Source organism: Pedobacter sp., assembly GCF_965279535.1.
Taxonomy (GTDB): domain Bacteria; phylum Bacteroidota; class Bacteroidia; order Sphingobacteriales; family Sphingobacteriaceae; genus Pedobacter.
Genome location: NZ_OZ257244.1, coordinates 32,141 through 52,165, shown reverse-complemented (window position 1 = coordinate 52,165; position 20,025 = coordinate 32,141). Strand labels below are relative to the sequence as shown.

At 40.3% G+C, this 20,025-nt stretch carries 11 protein-coding genes; 7 read left to right on the top strand and 4 right to left on the bottom strand.

Annotation, left to right across the window (positions count from 1 at the left end):
* Positions 1-175 precede the first annotated feature (175 nt).
* A complete protein-coding gene (locus ACQY77_RS00155; RefSeq protein WP_421940015.1) occupies positions 176-2,266 on the top strand; it encodes an HRDC domain-containing protein in 2,091 nt (696 codons plus the stop codon).
* 131 nt (positions 2,267-2,397) lie between these two features.
* Here the strand turns inward: ACQY77_RS00155 and ACQY77_RS00150 are convergent, their stop codons facing one another.
* From ACQY77_RS00150 to ACQY77_RS00135, 4 genes are all read right to left on the bottom strand, one after another.
* On the bottom strand, positions 2,398-3,831 hold the full coding sequence (locus ACQY77_RS00150; RefSeq protein ID WP_421940016.1) for a glycoside hydrolase family 28 protein: 1,434 nt from the start codon (positions 3,829-3,831) through the stop codon (positions 2,398-2,400).
* A 53-nt stretch (positions 3,832-3,884) separates the two neighbouring features.
* Positions 3,885-5,513: a sodium/sugar symporter gene (locus ACQY77_RS00145; RefSeq protein WP_421940017.1), complete on the bottom strand. Its 1,629-nt coding sequence runs from the start codon at positions 5,511-5,513 to the stop codon at positions 3,885-3,887.
* Between the two features lie 164 nt (positions 5,514-5,677).
* A complete protein-coding gene (locus tag ACQY77_RS00140; RefSeq protein WP_421940018.1) occupies positions 5,678-7,990 on the bottom strand; it encodes a GH92 family glycosyl hydrolase in 2,313 nt (770 codons plus the stop codon).
* Positions 7,991-8,217: 227 nt separating this feature from the next.
* Positions 8,218-9,225: a LacI family DNA-binding transcriptional regulator gene (locus ACQY77_RS00135; protein WP_421940019.1), complete on the bottom strand. Its 1,008-nt coding sequence runs from the start codon at positions 9,223-9,225 to the stop codon at positions 8,218-8,220.
* 566 nt (positions 9,226-9,791) lie between these two features.
* Between ACQY77_RS00135 and ACQY77_RS00130 the strand changes: the two genes are divergently transcribed.
* The 6 genes from ACQY77_RS00130 to ACQY77_RS00105 all read left to right on the top strand — a co-directional run bounded on the left by ACQY77_RS00130 (position 9,792) and on the right by ACQY77_RS00105 (position 19,978).
* Positions 9,792-10,682, top strand: a complete 891-nt coding sequence (locus ACQY77_RS00130; protein ID WP_421940020.1) for an inositol oxygenase family protein — start codon at positions 9,792-9,794, stop codon at positions 10,680-10,682.
* 82 nt (positions 10,683-10,764) lie between these two features.
* The gene (locus tag ACQY77_RS00125; RefSeq protein ID WP_421940021.1) at positions 10,765-13,803 is read left to right on the top strand and encodes a SusC/RagA family TonB-linked outer membrane protein; all 3,039 of its coding nucleotides are present in this window, start codon (positions 10,765-10,767) and stop codon (positions 13,801-13,803) included.
* A gap of 11 nt (positions 13,804-13,814) precedes the next feature.
* On the top strand, positions 13,815-15,416 hold the full coding sequence (locus ACQY77_RS00120) for a RagB/SusD family nutrient uptake outer membrane protein (RefSeq protein WP_421940022.1): 1,602 nt from the start codon (positions 13,815-13,817) through the stop codon (positions 15,414-15,416).
* A gap of 107 nt (positions 15,417-15,523) precedes the next feature.
* Complete coding sequence (locus ACQY77_RS00115) at positions 15,524-16,504, top strand: purple acid phosphatase family protein (protein WP_421940023.1); 981 nt, start codon at positions 15,524-15,526, stop codon at positions 16,502-16,504.
* A 29-nt stretch (positions 16,505-16,533) separates the two neighbouring features.
* Positions 16,534-17,751 (top strand): acyltransferase family protein, encoded by a 1,218-nt coding sequence (locus ACQY77_RS00110; RefSeq protein WP_421940024.1) that lies wholly within the window; start codon positions 16,534-16,536, stop codon positions 17,749-17,751.
* A 13-nt stretch (positions 17,752-17,764) separates the two neighbouring features.
* Complete coding sequence (locus ACQY77_RS00105; protein ID WP_421940025.1) at positions 17,765-19,978, top strand: alpha-N-acetylglucosaminidase; 2,214 nt, start codon at positions 17,765-17,767, stop codon at positions 19,976-19,978.
* The last annotated feature ends 47 nt before the right edge of the window (positions 19,979-20,025 follow it).

Sequence of the window (20,025 nt, the reverse complement as noted above, 5' to 3'; positions counted from 1 at the left end):
ATCAGGTAGCAAGACAGTATTAAAAACGTTGTTGATTGAAGGTTAGGCATCCAGACTAAGTACCAATGACTAATGACTAAGTACTAATTACCATCAAGGTAAAATCAAATTGTGCAAAACAAAGCTAAAAATCTTAAATCGAAATGCTGAAATAAGGGTAATTTTGAAGCGTAATATGAATACTCCCAATCCAGATCACCATCTCATTTTAGATTTTTTAAACCACACCAATCAGCCTATTTTCTTAACTGGAAAAGCGGGAACTGGCAAAACAACCTTATTAAAGAGAATTCGGGAAACGATTAAGAAAAATTATGCCGTTGTAGCGCCTACAGCTGTTGCAGCCATTAACGCAGGGGGAGTAACATTACACTCTTTCTTTCAGATTCCTTTTGGGCCTTTACCTCCTGTTGAAGAAAACCTGCAACCCGTTAAATATTCGGAAGATAAAACCAAGCTCCTAAGGTGTTTAGAATTGCTGATTATTGACGAGATCAGTATGGTTCGGGTTGATATCATAGACTTTATAGACAGAACATTGAAGAAAGTTAAGGGTTCAAATCTACCCTTTGGCGGGGTTCAGGTTTTAATGATCGGCGACCTTTATCAGCTCTCTCCTATTTTTCATGATGCCTGGCATATTTTGAGGGAGTATTATCAAAGTCCATATTTTTTTGAGGGCTTGGTATTTAAAACAACCAGTATGATCACCTTTACGCTGGAAAAAGTTTATCGCCAATCTGATCCGGTATTCCTGGAAATCCTGAATAAAATAAGGGAAAACACCATGAATGAAGGCTTGCTGGCTACCTTGAATGAGCGCTACGATCCTCATCTGGATTCGGGATGGAAGGAAGACTACATTACGCTAACAACACACAATAATCTCGTTACCGAAATCAATAACAATTGTTTAGCCCTGCTGGATGGGGATACCTATACTTACAGTGCAGAAATTTCGGGCGATTTCCCTAAAGATGCTTTTCCTGCGGATGAGGTGCTGGAACTGAAAGTGGGTGCTCAGATTATATTTATCAAAAACGATTCTTCCGGAAAAAAGCAATTTTATAATGGCAAGGCTGCAAAGATTACTTACCTGGCTGATCATAACATCAAGGTCCAGTTCATAGATGGAGGAAAAGAAATTGAAGTAGAACGGGAAATCTGGCAGAATGTTAAATATAGCCTGGATCAAACAGACAATAAAATCAGCGAAGTTAATGCGGGTTCTTTTGCTCAATACCCTTTCAAACTGGCCTGGGCCATTACCGTACATAAAAGTCAGGGATTAACCTTTGATCAGGCTATTGTGGATGTTAGCTCGGCTTTTGCTCATGGCCATGCATACGTAGCCTTAAGTAGATGCAGAAGCCTGGAAGGATTAATTTTAAAATCCCCCGTTAAGCTGGAAAATATTATAACAGATGCCCGTGTGGCCAGTTTTACAGCATCTGCAGCCTCTGAGCAACCAAGTTTGGATTCGCTGGAAAAGTATACCCGACAATACGGATGGAGCTTAATCAGGAGTATATTTGATTTCTCTTTTATCGAGCGCGACTGGAAATTATTACAAAAGTCTAAATTCAGTATCAGTGCGGAACGAAACAGTTTCTTTGAAATTTATGATCCCCTACAGGTAATTCTTTTAGAACAAATTGTAAAGATTGCCGGGCGTTTTAATATCCAGGAGCTTTCAAAGATACCAACATCGGCTCATTTTAATGCGGAATCTGGTTTTGTTGAACGGCTTAAAAAAGCATCAACTTATTTTGTACCGAAACTGGAACAAACAATTAAAGAATTAGAGCGACTATTAGAAATTAAATTATTTAATGACTCGAACGTTGATCGCATTTTTGAGTTGCTTACGGCATGTCATACTGCTTTAAAAATCAAGCTCGCGCTATTTCAGTACAATTGGGATGACTTTTCTGTCGAAACTTTTATAACCAAACTACATGCCATAAGCGGCAAACACCAGGCTTATGAGCGGGGAATTACGCCGAAGAAAAGTTTAGCGCCCAAAGAGATTGTTAACCCTAAGCTTTTTCAAACCTTAATCAATTGGAGAAAGGACATTGCAACGCAGCGAAATGTGCCGGAACACCAGGTTCTATCAGAGCAAGCTTTGCAACTCATCGCAGCCAAGCTGCCTAAAACAACAGATCAGTTGGCAAAAACGATTGGAGAAGGTAATGCAATCGAATTGGGAAGTCAGATTACGAAGATGGTTAATGTTTATCTGGGTACTTCTACGCTATTCTAGGTATAAAATTAATCCTAGTGAAGCGAATGCCTGATCTGAAGCTATCTTTAACTAAACCACTGAAGGTATAACGCATTAATATCCAGACTGTGCACTGAAGAAAGCCCCTTCCTATAACAAACCATGGTTTATTATTTTTTCTTCGCTTTGGCAGGAGTTGCGCCACCATTAAAGTTGACCACATTTAAGGTATTTACATTTTTTTGGCTAATTCCCTCTCCAAAATAGCTTGGTTTATTCTTACCCCAGATTACGCTGCTATTCTGTAAGCTTATCGGGCCTGTATTTTCGAAAAAGAAACCTGCGATATTGCTTTTTACCAAACCTTCAACGTTACTTGGTCTCCTATCATAAACACCACCAGGCACTTTGGTTGTTTTATCTATCAACACAGTCACCTGGTCGAAATAAATATCTGAGACTTTATCGGGCGACTCTGCACTGATGTAAACGCCACTCTCTCCTGTGCAACGGATATTGCTGAAATAAATGTTTTTTACCGCCCCAACCCTACCTTTGGTTTGACCTTTTGGCAAGCGCCATCCGGCATCTTTATTATTTGCCGTAGCTCTTGGATAGGCTGTAATGTAAATCGGCTCCGCTTTACCCCACCAAACATCCGAGAAAAGGTGCGATTCTATCAAAAGGTTAGAGAAAATCACATCATTCACTGTGCCTTCATCGCGGTTTTGGATGCCAATACCCCGGTTGCTGTTTCTGATATTGCAGTTGTTAATCAATACATGACTAATTCTATCCATATTCTCCGAGCCTATTTTAATGGCACAAGAGCTGGAGGTCATTGTACAATTACTGATGACGATGTTCTCACAAGCACCATATTCTTCATACTCGCGTCTGTTTTTAAGGCAGATACAATCATCTCCCGATTCTATGTAGCAGTTGGTAATGCGTACGTTTTTGCTGTGATCAAGATCTATCCCATCACTGTTTCTTATTTTGATGCTGTTTAAGAGTGTTATATTGGATATAGACACATCATTGCAACCCACCAAATGTACTGTCCAGTATGCCGAATTTTGAAAAGTAACTCCATCAATATTGATCTTTCTTCCATCAATTAAAGTAAGCAGGTGTGGTCGCGGATCTACTACATTAAATGGTTTGAGTACATACGAATCTTCCAGCTCCTCTCCCATAAAAGAAATACCATTACCGTCTATCACACCTGTTCCGGTAATACTTACCTGTTGGATATGTTCACCTCCAATCCAGATGGTTCCCTCACCTTTATTGCTGCGAAAAGCACTTTCGGTATAAATACTTTCATCCGGACTAGCTAAAATTTTAGCCCCAGCTTCTACATGCAGGTTAACAAATGATTTCAAATTAAATGGTCCGGTTAGAAAAGTATGGCCGGAAGGAACTAACACCTGCCCGCCTCCAGCAGCTGAACATTCATCAATAGCCTTTTGAATGGCCTTTGCATCATTTGTTTTACCATCACCTGTGGCACCGTAATTTTTAATGTTATAGGTCTTCTGCTGGGCGAAAGCACTAAAAGAAATCAAAAAAACGAATAAAAGTAAATGGTTAAGTTTCATAATTGGGATGTGCTGGTATATAAATTGGGACGATTTATAATATCTTTAATGTTTTACCAAAATACGGTGTAAAGGGCTGCCAGTATACCGCATATAATTACAGAAGCAATGGTGAATGCAGGTGTAACTTTGAACATACTGGAATCAATTTCCAGGCCTTGAGGGTTATCTTTACTTTTCGGATCGGCCAGGGTGATTACAACCATTAAAATGATAATGATGCAAAATACCCATGACATTCTGTTTAAAAACGGAATGGCTGCAATTGTACCATCACTTACCTCTGGTAAAAATTTAAATAAGGTTGATAGCGGAATGGTTAGTAAAGCTGCTGCCAATGCCGCCCTGGAAGTTGTTCTTTTCCAGAAGAACCCCAATAAGAAGATAGCAAAAACTCCGGGCGAAATAAAGCCTACATATTCCTGAATAAACTGATATACCTGATCAAAGCTTCTCAGTGCAGGCGCGATGATAATGGCAATTAGAGAGGAGATAATCACCGCCCAACGTCCAACAGATACCATTTTGCGTTCACTGGCCTGGGTGTTAATGTATTTTTTGTAAATATCCAGCGTAAAGATGGTGGCAATACTGTTGCATTTACCTGCTAAGGAAGCCACTATAGCCGCAGTTAGTGCCGCAAAAGCTAAACCTTTAATACCCGTAGGCAATAAATTCATGAGTACTGGATAAGCATGATCAGGTTTTACCGCTCCGGTTGCATCGACCATTTCTGATTGGAAATAGCCATTTTGGTAAAGTACAAAAGCCGCAATGCCCGGAATTACAACTATAACCGGAATGAGGAGTTTTAGAAAGGCAGCGAAAATTAAGCCGCTCCTACCTGTTTTCAAATCTGCTCCCAGCGCACGCTGAACGATATATTGATTACAGCCCCAGTAGTTGAGGTTATTGATCCATAAACCACCAACCAAAACCGCAATTCCTGGCAGTTCGTTATAGAATTTATGGCCTTTAGAGAAGATCATGTGAAAGTGATCGCCAGCCTGTTCACGCAACAGCGGTAAAGCCCCCAAAACGGTTTGTGCATCCAGCTTTTCTGACACCAGTTTCAAAGCCATGTAACAGGTAATCAATCCGCCTACCACGAGTACCAAAACCTGTACTACATCGGTATAGCCAATAACTTTCATCCCCCCAAGGGTAATAATGGCTGAAAAAATGGCTAAGAAAACAATACAGGTACTAAAGGGTACGCCTGTGATGGTTTCAATGGCAATAGCCCCCAGAAAGAAAATAGAAGTTAAGTTTACAAATACATATACCAGCAACCAAAATACAGCCATTAAGGTACTTACCGTATTGTTATAGCGGTTAGACAAAAACTGAGGCATGGTATAAATGTGGTTCTTGATATAGATAGGCAGAAAGAATATGGCCACAATAATCAGCGTGGCCGCAGCCATCCATTCGTAGCTGGCAATAGCAAGCCCCATGGCAAAGCCTGAGCCAGACATCCCTATAAAATGTTCTGCAGAAATGTTGGAAGCAATGATTGATGCACCAATGGCCCACCAGGTTAAAGAACCTTCGGCTAAAAAGTAATCTTTGGTATCGGTAGTTTTATTTTTTTTACTTCGATATACCCAATAACCATATCCAGAAACGAGAATAAAATAAATGAGGAAAACGGCATAGTCAAATGCAGCAAGATGGTTCATAGTTTGATTTTATATTTGGTATTTTTAAAAGTGAGCAAAAAATCCCAAGTTATTAATTTAAACAGCTGTTTTATTTACTTAAACGTTTACGAATATAATCCGAACATTCGAAAAGCCGTTTACAATCCGCTAATTTTTAATTAACCTTTTGTTAATGAACCCCATTATTTTAAGCCAGTTACCTGATCTTTTGCCTGTACAGCCCAGTTTTTGTTGGGTAAGTCTTGCAGATAAAATTCTAATCTGCCTCCGGCAACTAAACTATGGTGATTAACGTAGTTCTTGCTATATGGTTTACCATTAAGTTTTATCGCCTTGATGTAGCTGGATTTTTCAGACTGCTTATGTGCGATAATTTCCATTTTTTTTCCATTGGAGAGTTGAATGGTAACCTGATCAAAACGCGGGGCGGTAAGCTGATAATAAGGCGATACCGGATCAAGCGGATAAAAGCCAAGCGCGGCAAATACATACCAGGCAGACATTTGTCCGGCATCATCATTCCCGCTTAGTCCCCCGGGTCCGTCGCTGTATTCCTCATCCAAAATCCGCTTTACATACATCTGGGTTTTCCAGGGTGAAGGTGTATAATTGTACATAAATGGAATCTGATGCCCGGGTTCGTTACCATGCCAATACTCTTTCAATTTAAATAAGGAATCCAATTGATTTTCCAATTGCTTACTTCCCCCCATCAGCTTAGCTAAGCCGGGAACATCCTGCGGAACGTAAAAAGTATACTGTCTGGGCGTTCCCTCGGTAATATAGCGTTCCCGATGATCAGCATAAAAGGGTTCGTACCAGGTACCATTTGCAAATCTGCCACGTACCATTTTCTGTTCCTGATCGAAGATGTTTTTATAGTTTAATGATCTTTTAATCAATTTTTTATAATCATCTACCTTTCCTAAATCTTTAGCAATGGTTGAGAGGGCATAATCATCATAAGCATACTCTAAAGTCCTGCTTACCTGCTCACGTTTATGAAAAGCGTTAGCCACACTATCTTCCATAGGAATATATCCATATTTAAGGTAACTGTTTATTCCTCTTCTGCCTTTTCCATCCAGATAGTTTGCTGAATCCGGCATGATGAATGCATTTTGCCTCATTAACCGGTAGGCCTCATTAACGTCATAATTGCGAATCCCCTTATTGTAAGCAGAGGCAATGAATGCAGTCCCGTGGTCGCCAATCATAGCTGCAGTATAACTGTTCCAACACGGAAAAATAGGCAACCAACCACCCTGCTGCCCTTTAAGTACCATAGACTGAACAAGATCGTTGGCCAAATCTGGTTTTAATAATTCTACCAGTGGGAGCTGTGCCCTGTAAATATCCCACATGGAGAAATCATCGAAATAGTTGCCTTTAGTTAATTTCTGTTGCTGATAGTTGCCTGCAAACTGCGGATAGGTTCCATCTATATCGTTAAACAAACGCGGGTGCTGCATGCTGTGATACAGGGCTGTGTAAAAAACTTTTTTATGCTGTTCATTGGCATCTGTAACTTTCAGTTGTCCCAACGTTTCCTCCCAGCTTTTTTCACTTCTCCCGAGTACTGTTTTAAAATCAGCTGTTCCAATCTCAGCTTCCAGATTACGCTTTGCGGCATCAATGCTGGTAAAAGAGGTTCCAGAATAAATCAGAACTTCTTCTCCTTCAGTTACCTGAAAACCTACATAAGCGCCTAAATTTTTCCGATCGGATAGCTTCTGTGCTTTCGAACGGTATTGCCCAGCATAAACACCACTGTTTTTAATTTGTTTTTTGATGCGAATAAAGAAGTAACCACTAAACCCTGCGGCTTGCCCCCAACCCTGGTAAATTCTGTGTACTGGATTATAACCTGATATTTCTCCTTTCGCGGCATCAATATTTACATAGCCCTTGCCATGATCGCTATTAGGGCTGATTAAAAGATATAAACTATCTGATTTTAAGGCCGTAACCCGGATTAAACCTGAACGGGGCATTGCAGTAACCTCTGTTAATAACTGATAATCAGAAAGTTTAACTTTATAATAAGCAGGACTTGAAACTTCTTCATCATGTTTGTAGTCTGCTGCGTAAACAGCGGATTGGGTTTGAAGTTTACCCGTAATTGGCATAACGGTGAAGCTTCCATAATCCTGGGTGCAGGAGCCACTGATCCAATGGCTGGCCCTGATGCCATAAAACTTTTTATTGTTAAAATAATATGGAGCTAAACACTTATTCTCAGACAATTGGGTCTGGGGAGTCCATTGTGTCATGCTAAAGGGCGGTGCCACACTTGGAATGGTATTGGCCAGGCGTTCCGTTTTATCTTCAATATGCTGACTTGCAGGTGTGGTACTTGCAGCAGTACCTGCAAATGGCTGCACATACTTAATGAGCTGTTTCTGCCCAAAAGCAGGGATAATTGCACAAGCAAAAACCCATATTAGACCTAACTTTTTCAAAATCAGTATTTTCGGTAAATCATCTTTATTCATGGTTCAGGAGATGGCCTAAATTAGAAACAAAAAGCTGTTAGCGGATAATCTTTGTATATAAAATGCTTAAACGTTTTCGAATTATTGAATGACCGAATGATTGAATGAGTGAATGAGTGTTGAATGAACTAATGACCAATGGCTAATGACCAATAACTAATGGCTAATAACCAATGGCTAATGACCAATAACCAATGGCTAATGACCAATAACTAATGACCACCAACCTAAAACCCCGTCGATTCTCTTTTAATTAATGTTGATTTAAGCACGACATCCCGATCCATGCCCTGATCTTTTTTATGGAGTATTTTGAACAAGCTTGTGGCAGCTTCCATTCCGATCTCGAAAGCGGGTTGTGTAACGGTTGTTAAAGATGGGTTGAGTAAACGGGCAGTGCTTAAATTGGAAAAACTTACCACCTTCAAATCGTTCGGAATGTGGATATTCAATTCCCTGCAAACATCATAGCAAGGCAAAACAAACTCTTCAATAGACGAAAGAACACCATCTGGTTTTTGATTCTTCATCAATGATTTAATGTTAAAGGCATTAACCTGTTCGCTTTCATGATATTTAACAATCAAGCCTTCATCTGTAATCAGTTGATGCGCCTTTAATGCATCAGTGTATCCAGCTAAGCGTGCTTTTCCTGCAGGCAGGTGTTCGAGACCGTATAAGAAAGAGATCCGCTTACAGCCGCACTCGATTAAGTGTTCGGTTGCCTGATAAGCAATTTTATAATCATCTGTACTTACCTTTACTGCATCTAAATCTTCATAAACGCGGTCAAAAAACACCAAAGGGATTTTCTTTACCAAATTGGTATAATACTCAATATTATATAAACTGCTTGATATAGAAGTCAGGATTCCGTCTACCCTGCCGTTGATTAAACTATTGGTAAAATTCACTTCCATTTCGCTATTCTCATGGGTTTGGTAAATCAATACATGATAGTCATAGCGCCGTGCAATCTCTTCAATTCCTTTAATGGCCAGTGAGAAAAAATTATTGGCTACACAGGGGATCACTACTGCTATGGTTTTCGTTTTATGACTGCGAAGGTTGCTTGCAGCAGGATTTGGGGTATAATTTAGCTGTTTAGCCAATGTCCAAACCCGGTTCTTAGTTTTCAGGCTAATCTCATAACTATCATTTAAGGCTTTGGAAACCGTGGCAATAGAAATATTGAGTTCTTGCGCTAACCTTTTAATGTTTACTGGCTCTGACATGATTTGGTGTTTTGTATAGTCTTATTCGCCGGGCATATTTTCCAGATGCAGTATTGAGTTAGGGATAAAGGATGTATATAAATTTAATCAAAATCTATCACAAAGGATAGGGCTTTGAAAAAATGTAAACCTTTAAATGATCAAGAAAGAATACGCGATCCAACTGCTCTACTTAACTTCAATAAGCACCAAAATATCATCCGGCTTGAGAACGAATATATAAAATATTAAAAGAAAAACGTCTCTATAACGTTTTTTATATTTTGTACATTTGCGGCACTGAGAACAGGGAAACCTGTTTGTATACCCCTCATGGCTAAGCACCTCTGCCGGCAGATTTGAGCATTTATGCTTTCAGCAAACCCTTGCGCCCTCAGTACTGCAATCTGATCAAATTAACAGAATACTAAACCGTTTTAAACCATTACAGAAGGGCTTTTTTTAAGCTATTTCGAAAACATTTTACTTAATCGTTTACGTAAATAAAATCGGTTGAACTTAAGGATATGACATTTCAAAACGACAACTTTATTGCTCCTAATCAAAACATATTAAATTTCTGACCTATGAGCACAAACCAACATTCAGGAGTTGCCGATGGAAATAATCCATTACACAACCTAGATCAATGGGAAGAGGATGTAATTAAACGCTATCCTGATCCAACTTCCATCAACCAAGACAAAAAAGAGGAAGAGTTTCGAAATTATGAAGAAACGGAGAAAGATGGTGTAAAGGAATTTTACCGTTTAAATCACCTGTATCAAACCTATGATTTTGTAAAAGAGAAAAAAGCGGAATACCTGAAATTCGACAAAAAAGAAATGCCGATTTGGAACGCTTTTGATTTTTTGAATGAGCTGGTTGACGATTCTGATCCGGATACTGACCTTGACCAGATGCAACATTTGCTTCAAACATCTGAAGCCATCAGAAATGATGGTCATCCGGATTGGATGGTGCTTGTTGGATTAATCCACGACATGGGTAAGGTATTGTGCCTCTTCGGAGAGCCACAATGGGCTGTTGTAGGTGATACATTTCCGGTAGGCTGTGCTTATTCAGATAAAATTGTTTATCCTGAGTTTTTCAAAGAAAACCCCGATTACCAAAACGCCACCTATCAGACCAAATTGGGAGTATATACCCAAAACTGCGGCTTAGATAATGTACACATGTCATGGGGCCATGATGAATATGTGTATCATATGATGAAAGATTATATTCCTGAACCGGGCTTGTACATGTTGCGTTATCACTCTTTTTACTCGCAGCATCGTGAAAATGCCTACGATCATTTAATGAATGAGAAAGACCACGAAATGTTTAAATGGGTTAGGTTATTTAACCCCTATGATTTATACTCTAAAAACCCTAACCAGAAAAGCTGGGAAGAACTAAAGCCTTATTATCAGAATTTAGTAGCCAAATACCTCCCCGCAAATATTAAATTCTAAAAAAGTTTGCCCCGAAGCGGGGCAAATACATCCAAAACAAACAACCAACTAACCAATTTATGAACCTAATTTTACAACAATCATGAGATTTAAAAGTACAAGCTTTAAGCGCAGTTATCTGGTATTGCTGTTCTTATTTATCGGCCAGTTCTTTAATATCGCATTGGCCCAGGAAAGAAAAATCACGGGTAATTTAGTCGACAATCAAAACCTGCCCATTATTGGCGCATCAGTTATCGTAAAAGGAACTTCAAAAGCTACTTCTACCGGTGCTGGCGGGACCTTCAGCATTACGGCTAAAACGGGCGATAAAATCGTTTTCAGCTTTCTCGGTTATAATCCACAGGAATTAACTGTTGGATCGGCAAATACTTACAAAGTAACGATCCAGGAATCAACCGCATCTCTGAATGATGTTGTTGTGGTAGGTTATGGTAAAAGTACCAGAAAAGCTTTAACCAGTTCTATCTCTACGGTAAAAGGAGATGATTTGAACAAAGGCGCCATTAGCGATGTGGGCCAGATGCTGCAAGGTAAAGTACCCGGATTGAACATTAGCCGCAGTGGCGACCCTAACCGTAATGCAGCCATCATTATGCGCGGTGCTTCTACTTTACGTGAAGGAGCTCAATCACCTCTATTTGTTATTGATGGTGTTGTGGGTGCCGACATTTCTATTCTTGCACCAGATGACATTGCCTCTATTGACGTATTGAAAGATGCAGCCGCCGCAGCCATTTATGGTAACAGAGCAGCAAATGGCGTAATTATGGTAACGACTAAAAAAGGAACTGCAGGACAAACACAACTATCATATAGCGGGTATTTTGGTGTAGAAAATATTTCTAACCAATATGACATGATGGATGCTGATCAATTAAGAGCTTTTTTAGCCAAAAATAACTCGGCGCTAACTCCGGCTAATGATAAAGGCGCTAATACTGACTGGCAGAAAGAGGTACAGCGCAGTGATGCACTATCATACAACCACAACATCTCGATGAGTGGAGGTACAGAAAAGACTACTTACAATGCCAGTATCAACTACTTTAAACAACAGGGTATTGTAAAAACGAGTGGTTTAGACAGATTCATCGGCCGTGTGGGTGTGGAGCAAAAAGCCCTAAATGATAAACTTAAGCTTGGTTTAACACTCAGCAATTCTATAAGCGATGCAGACTTGGTGCCTTACAGAAATACTGTTTTGGCTCAAATGTTAACTTATCTACCTACTGCACCTGTAAGAAACCCTGACGGAAGTTATTTTGACAACCTGATCCAGACCAGCTATTACAACCCGGTGTCTATGCTCGAAAACGGTAAAGAGAACCTAAAAACTAAAACCATTTTAGGAAACTTCACGGCTAATCTTAAGTTACCTTTTGGATTTTCTTATGATATATCGGCTTCTTATCAAAATACTCAAAATATTTATGGTGCATTTTATAACAGTATCTACACTTCAAGATATAACAACGTAAGAAACACACCTGATCCACCAGCAAACCCAGTGTTTGTATCATTGGTAGGACAAAACGGTGTGGCTGTGCGAAATGCTTATCAAAATACGAATAAAATCATCGAAACTTACCTTACCTGGAACAGGAAATTTGGCAATCACGACATTAATGCGGTTGTTGGATACTCCTACCAACAATCATTAAATAACGATGGTGTACAAGCTACCTCAACCAATTTCCCGGTTAATGAAGTGAGCTATAACAATCTAAGTTTAGGAAATCCTTATGCAGTAAATGATTTCAGGGTAAATTTCAATCCAGATGTTGTTTACCAGGAAATACTGATGATTTCTGATTTTGCCAGGGTAAATTACAACTACAAAAATAAATATTTGCTTCAGGGATCGATCAGAAGAGATGGTTCAAACGTTTTTGGTACCAATCAAAAGTGGGGTTTTTTCCCATCAGTTGGTGCAGCCTGGAATATTGATCAGGAAAACTTCCTGAAAGACCAAAACTTCCTGAGTACTTTAAAATTACGTGGAAGTTATGGTGTAGCCGGAAATGCGCTGGGCTTTGCTCCCTTAACCACCAAGTTAATTTATGGTGCTGTTGGCCAGTTTTATTATAATGGATCACCAAGAGAAGGTGCTTATGGTGCTGTTCAGAACGAGAACCCCGATTTACAATGGGAAAAAACAGCCACAACAAACGTGGGGGTGGATTTTACTTTCTTCAAAGGCCGCTTAGGTGGCTCATTAGACTGGTACAACAAGAAGACAACAGATCTTATCCTTCAATTTGATGTAGATCAAAACCTCTATCCGTCTGGCCAGCTGACCGCTAACGTAGGAAAATTAACCAATAAAGGACTTGAATTTGTGCTGAATGGAACACCAGTGAGCAATGACAATTTCACCTGGACTACCGGAATTAATGTAGCGCACAATAAAAACAAAATCATCTCACTCTCTGATAGTCAGTACAAGATTGATGACAGGCTGACTGTACAGCCCGATGGTGCAGGTCAAAGTGGTGCTACCTTGCAAATTTTATCTCCGGGACAAGCCATTGGTACCTTTTACACCTTTAAATATGCCGGAAAGGATGCCAATGGTGTTTCGCAGTATTATGATGCTGCAGGAAACATTAAAACCCAGGGCTTGTTAAACAAAACCGATTATTATATACTTGGTAATGCCCAGCCCAAAGCTTTAATTGGTTGGAACAACAATATCAGATATAAAAACTTCGATCTGAGTATTTTTATGAGAGCGGTTTTAGGAAACAAGATTATGAACGTTACCCGTGCTGATTTGTTCCGTCCGAACACCGCACAGTTTACCAATATCCCGGTAGAAGTTGAAAACGAATCTACAGCAGATTTCAATTCATACAAATACTCCAGCAGATTTATTGAAGACGGAAGCTATCTTCGACTGGATAACGCAACATTAGGGTATACTTTCAAAAAAGGACTTATCCCGGGGGTGAGATCATTAAGGGTTTACACTACCGCGAACAATTTATTTGTAATTACCGGATATAAAGGAATTGATCCTGAGATTAACCAGGGTGGTACTGCACCGGGTGTAGATACCAATAACTTTTATCCAAAAACCAGAACCTTCCTATTCGGTTTAAATCTATCATTTAATTAAAAAATAAGACGATGAAAAATCTTATCAACATAGCTACCGGGCTGATCTTATCACTAACAGTGCTAACATCTTGCCATAAACTGGATTTAAAAGTGGAAACACAGTTAACTCCGGAAACCTTTCCCCAAACAGATCAGCATTTTATTCAGTTAACAGGACAGGTTTATGTACAGTTACGTCAGGGCTGGGGTACAGACTATTTCTTCATGCAATCACTGAGTACAGATGAATCAATTATGCCTGCAAGAGGTGGAAACTGGTATGATGGCGGACGTTTTGAGCAACATCACAAGCACACCTGGGATAAAGATAACGGACATGTGAACAGTGGATGGTCATGGCTTTCTGGCACAATCAGTAAAGCCAACCAAAGTTTGTTTTTGCTAAAAGATGCTCCTGAATCTCCGGCAAAAACAACAGCAATAGCAGAATTAAGAGCTACCCGTGCGTTGGCATTCTTCATGATGATGGACTTGTGGGGCAACATTCCAATTGTGACAACATTTGGAGAAACTACCCCACCTGAGACCAAACCGAGGTTAGAAGTATTCAATTTCATTGAGTCAGAACTAAAAGAAGTTTTACCTCAACTGAGCACTGTGGTAGGAGCTGCAACTTATGGCAGACCAAATAGATACACAGCTTATGCAATCTTAGCCAAAATGTATTTGAATGCCCAGGTTTACACCGGCACGGCACGATATACTGATGCAGTAGCCATGTGTGATGCGATTATAACTGCTACGGGAACTCCTTATAGCTTAGAGTCTGATTACCGTAAAATGTTTTTTATCGATAACGGACCTCAGATTAAGGAATTTATTTTCGCATTGCCTTACGATCCGGGATTTAGCAATGGCTATATGTTTTATGCCAGATACTCACTTCCTCGTTCTCTGCAAACTAAATTTAGCTTGAAACACACACCAAGCGCACCAATGAGTACATTGCCAGAGTATTATGCCAATTTTAACGACCCTAATGACAAACGTAATAACCAATGGATTAAAGGGCCACAGTTTAACTACAGCGGAACGCCGGTAAATGTAAGTACCACCAAGAAAGGCTATGACCAGTTTTATACTGGTGCCGATGGTTCTGCACCAATAACCTACCAGGTAGATATCACTCCAAATGTGACCTTACGTGATGGTTCCCGACCTTTTGATGCGGGCAACGATGAAATTGCCTGGAATATGGGTTATAGGAACAACAAATTCTATTGCGACAGTACCTCATCTAACAGAAACCAGAATAACGACGTACCTGTATTCAGATATTCAGATATTCTGTTGATGAAAGCTGAAGCCATTTTGCGTGGCGCAGCAGCCACTAACGGACAAACCGCTTTATCATTGGTTAACCAGGTTCGTGCGGTACGTACTACCTCTCCTGCCTGGACAGCAGTAACCCTCGAAGATTTATACAAAGAGCGTTGCAGAGAAATGGCCTGGGAGTGCTGGCACCGCAACGATATGATCCGTTTTGGAAAGTTTGAAGGCAGCTGGGGTTTTAAAACCGATGCCCAAACCTTTCACCGTTTGTTTCCAATCCCTGCTTCTGCAATGGTACTTAACCCTAAGCTGAAGCAGAATACAGGTTACCCTCAGTAAGCATTAATATTTCTATATCGGAAAGATTTCTCTGGGCCAGTGGTTCAGAGAAATACCTTTCCAAATCTGATCACCATCAGTGCCCTTCTTCTTTATACAAGCATCCCATGACTAAACACTTACCTTTTTTTCTGCTTTTAATGGCCTTTGGTTCGCTACAAGCACAAGTTTTGCTAAAAGAACCCGGTTTAAACGCAACAACCACCAAAACATTAGCTAAAACGCCCGGTTCATTAAATTTTATTGCCATGGGCGATTGGGGCCGCAATGGTGCCGATCATCAAAAACAGGTAGCCCAACAAATGGGGCTTACCGCAACAGCGTCCAAAGCGCAGTTTATCATTTCTACAGGTGATAATTTTTATCCCAGTGGAGTGATTAGCCCTCAGGATCCCTTATTCAAATATTCATTTGAAGATATTTATACTGATTTTTCATTACAGTGGGACTGGTACGTGATACTGGGTAACCACGATTACAAATCCAATCCGGATGCACAGGTAGCCTATTCTAAAATCAGCAGAAGATGGAAAATGCCTGCCCGTTACTTTGCTAAAAAATTCCCCATCAACGGGGATCTAAATAATCAGGTATTGATTGCTTTCATTGATACCAACCCCCTTATTCCTGAGTTTTATAAAAATTCGGAGTATGGGCCTAATGTGAAAGGCCAGGATACCACTGCACAAAAGCGTTGGCTAGCGAAAACGCTCAGCGATAACGATCCGAGTATAAAATGGAAGATAGTAGTTGGCCATCACCCCATGTTTACCGGCGGAAGCAGAACTGAGGGTTATGATACCAAAGCGATTCGCAGCAGCCTTAAACCAGTATTAGACCGTTATGGTGTAGATGTTTACCTTACCGGACACGAACACAGTTTACAACACATAAAGCCAGCGGGTAAAACCCATCACTTTATTTCGGGAGCGGCATCTGAGAAAACGCCGGTAAAACTGATTGAAGATCAGCAAATGGCAGCCTCTACGTATGGGTTTATGCTATTCTCAGTTAATAATGACGCGATTAAAGTACAAACCATTAATGATGAAGGCGAAATCATTTACACCACCGACATTAAAAAGTAGCGCTATTAAGAGAAATGAACCCATCATCCATGTCTGATACAATTACCAAAACCCTTCAGCCAAAACGTTTATTGTCTCTGGATGCTTTGAGGGGTTTCGATATGTTCTGGATTATCAGCGGGGAGGGAATCTTTCACAGTATGGCCAATGTTGTTAAAGAAAAACATCAGCTGCTGCGCAATACCGAAAACTGGATGATTCAAACGAACGAAAGTTTGTCATTTCCTGAGCGCATTTGTATCCTGATGAGTAACCAGCTTCACCACACGGTTTGGAACGGCTTTACCTTTTACGATATGATATTCCCCTTATTCATATTTATTTCAGGAATATCTATGCCTTTTTCTTACAGCAAGTATTTTATTGAAACAGACCCCATTATCAAACAACAGACCAGGAAAAAGATCTATCAGGCACTTCTTAAGCGAACGCTGATCCTGCTTTTACTGGGGATGGTTGTAAATGGAATACTTCAGTTTAAGGGCTATGAAGAAAGCCGGTTTGCCAGTGTTTTAGGACGAATTGCCCTTTCAACCTGCCTTGCAGCCATTATTTTTCTTAATTGTAAGCTTAAAAAGCAATTAATCTGGTTTGCAACTATACTATTGGGATATTTTGCTTTAATGACACTCATTCCCGTGCCAGGTTTTGGCGCAGGAATACTTACACCTGCAGGAAATCTTTCTGCTTATGTAGACCAGCATTTTTTACCGGGCAAGCTGCACAGGATGGTTTATGATCCGGAAGGTTTGCTCTCCACATTACCTGCTGTTGCTTCCGCCCTACTGGGTATCTTTACCGGACAATTTTTAAGGTTACCAGAACAAAGGTTCAGCCCTGCCAGGAAGAGTTTGTTTATGTCAGCGGCTGCATTCGGTTTGCTCGCCGCCGGCTTATTGTGGAGCATCTGGTTCCCCATCAATAAAAATATCTGGAGCAGTTCTTTTGTGTTATTTGCCGGTGGATGGAGTTTATTGCTGTTCGCTATCTTTTACAGTATTATAGATGTAGCGGGCTATCGCAAATGGAGCATGCCTTTTGTTTGGATTGGCACGAACTCCATCCTCATTTACATGGCTGCACACGGCATAATTAACTTTGAAAGCAGTTCTCAATTCTTATTTGGTGGCTTAATGAAGCAAGTTAATGTTTTATGGCAACCCGTAATGCTCTGGATGGGTGTTCTCCTTATTCAATTGGTATTGCTCAAATTTCTTTATGATAAAAAGTGGTTTTTAAAGGTTTAGTCTATCCATTTATATGAAAATAAAAGTATTAATTGCTTCCATTGCTTTTTTGGGCCTAACCCATCAGGTAAAAGCACAAAACAACCTACAGGCTTCAGAAGCGCTAATAGCGAGGGTATTGCCGGGCAAATCGGCTGCCTTTATTGCCGAAAATATTCCTCAGGAAAATGGAAAAGATGTTTTTGAATTAGAAAGTAAAAACAACCAGATCATACTGCGCGGAAGTAGTGGTGTAGCCATATCATCTGCATTGTATTATTACCTGAACGAATATTGCCACAGCCAGATTACCTGGAATGGAACCTCATTAAATGTTCCGCAAAAGCTGCCTCTAATTGCTCAAAAAATCAGGAAGGTTACGCCTTATACTTACCGCTATTACCTTAACTATTGCACTTTCAACTATAGCATGAGCTGGTGGGATTGGGAACGCTGGGAAAAAGAAATCGACTGGATGGCCTTGCACGGTATTAACATGCCTTTAGCCATTACAGGCGAAGAATATACCTGGTACTTGCTGTATAAAGAGATGGGATTTAGCGATGAGGATTTAAAGGGTTTCTTTACCGGCCCGGCTTATTTCTCCTGGTTCTGGATGGGTAATATTGATGGCTGGGGTGGTCCGCTTCCTGTAAGCTGGATGAAAAGCCACTTTGAGTTACAGCAGAAAATCTTAGCGCGCCAAAGGTCTTTAGGAATGAAGCCTGTGCTTCCTGCATTTACCGGACATGTTCCTGCTGCTTTTCAAAAGAAGTTTCCAAAGGCAAAATTAAAAGCCACCAACTGGACCAACGGATTTGCCGACACTTATATACTAGATGCTGAAGATCCTATGTTTGCTGAGATAGGCAAGCGCTTTTTACAAAAACAAACGGCCTTGCTGGGTACTGACCACCTGTACTCTGCCGATACATTTAATGAAAACGAACCACCATCTGATGATCCTGAATTTCTGGGTAAATTAAGTAAGCGGGTTTATGATGGGATGTCGCAAGCTGACAGTGCTGCTGTTTGGGTAATGCAAGGCTGGCTTTTTTACAGCGACCGTAAGTTTTGGAAAGAGCCACAAACTGAAGCATTGCTCAAAGCTGTTCCGAATGATAAAATGATTATTCTGGATCTAGCTACAGAAATTGAGCCTGTTTGGAAACGTACGGATGCCTTTTATGGTAAACCCTGGATCTGGAACATGCTGCATAATTTTGGAGGGAACACCAATTTGTTCGGCAGAATGGATGTAGTAGCAACTGCTCCTGCAGAGGCATTGAATGATGCGAAAAGTGGCAATTTAGTGGGCATTGGGCTTACCATGGAAGGAATAGAACAAAATCCTGTTCTTTATGAATTGATGACAGCCCATACCTGGCAAAACCAAGCCATTAACCTTAAAACCTGGCTGCCAAAATTTATCCGAAACCGTTATGGAAATAGCGATATCCATGCTTTAAAGGCCTGGGATATTTTACATCAAACCGTATTTACTGTTCCACAGGATAAATATATCAGAGATGGTGCAGAATCTATTATTCAAGCCAGACCGACATTAGATAGCCTTACCCGATGGACCAATACACGTTTAAACTATTTACCACAAGATTTACTTCCGGCCTGGGATGAGCTGATTCTGGCATCGGCAACCTGCAAAAACAGTGATGGATTTCAATATGACATCGTTGATGTTAGCAGACAGGTAATGGCTAATTATGCCCTGCCGCTTCAACGACAGATAGTGCGCGATTATCAAAGCAAAAATTTAGTCGCCTTAAAAAATAGTAGTCAGCAGTTTATCCAACTTATCTCTGATTTAGATCAACTCCTTGCTACCCGTAAAGACTTTTTGCTGGGTCCCTGGGTGGCTGATGCCCGCCGTTGGGGAACAAATGAAAGTGAAAAAGCCCTTTATGAAATGAATGCTAAGGACCTAATCACTTTGTGGGGAGATTCAAAAAACCCACTTCATGAATATGCCTGCAGACAGTGGAGTGGATTGATGAATGATTTCTACAAACCGAGGTGGCAACAGTTTTTCCAGAGGCTGGAAACCAGTTTACAACAAAACAAAGCGCTTGATGTGAAAGCTTTTGATAAGCAAATTAGTGAGTGGGAATGGAAATGGGTAAATCAACGCAAAGATTATCCTATCCTAACTACAGGCGACCCGGTTAACCTGGCGATGAAAATGCATCAAAAATACCGCAAACTGATGGCCAACGCGCATTTTAATTAAGCGAAAACCGTAACAAGAACTGAGAATTTGATTATTTAACGGTAAAG

Bases quoted from the DNA above. Each gene is read 5' to 3' on its own strand.
- ACQY77_RS00155 (WP_421940015.1), top strand. From the start codon at position 176: ATGAATACTCCCAATCCAGATCACCATCTCATTTTAGATTTTTTAAAC.
- ACQY77_RS00150 (WP_421940016.1), bottom strand. From the start codon at position 3,831: ATGAAACTTAACCATTTACTTTTATTCGTTTTTTTGATTTCTTTTAGT.
- ACQY77_RS00145 (WP_421940017.1), bottom strand. From the start codon at position 5,513: ATGAACCATCTTGCTGCATTTGACTATGCCGTTTTCCTCATTTATTTT.
- ACQY77_RS00140 (WP_421940018.1), bottom strand. From the start codon at position 7,990: ATGAATAAAGATGATTTACCGAAAATACTGATTTTGAAAAAGTTAGGT.
- ACQY77_RS00135 (WP_421940019.1), bottom strand. From the start codon at position 9,225: ATGTCAGAGCCAGTAAACATTAAAAGGTTAGCGCAAGAACTCAATATT.
- ACQY77_RS00130 (WP_421940020.1), top strand. From the start codon at position 9,792: ATGAGCACAAACCAACATTCAGGAGTTGCCGATGGAAATAATCCATTA.
- ACQY77_RS00125 (WP_421940021.1), top strand. From the start codon at position 10,765: ATGAGATTTAAAAGTACAAGCTTTAAGCGCAGTTATCTGGTATTGCTG.
- ACQY77_RS00120 (WP_421940022.1), top strand. From the start codon at position 13,815: ATGAAAAATCTTATCAACATAGCTACCGGGCTGATCTTATCACTAACA.
- ACQY77_RS00115 (WP_421940023.1), top strand. From the start codon at position 15,524: ATGACTAAACACTTACCTTTTTTTCTGCTTTTAATGGCCTTTGGTTCG.
- ACQY77_RS00110 (WP_421940024.1), top strand. From the start codon at position 16,534: ATGTCTGATACAATTACCAAAACCCTTCAGCCAAAACGTTTATTGTCT.
- ACQY77_RS00105 (WP_421940025.1), top strand. From the start codon at position 17,765: ATGAAAATAAAAGTATTAATTGCTTCCATTGCTTTTTTGGGCCTAACC.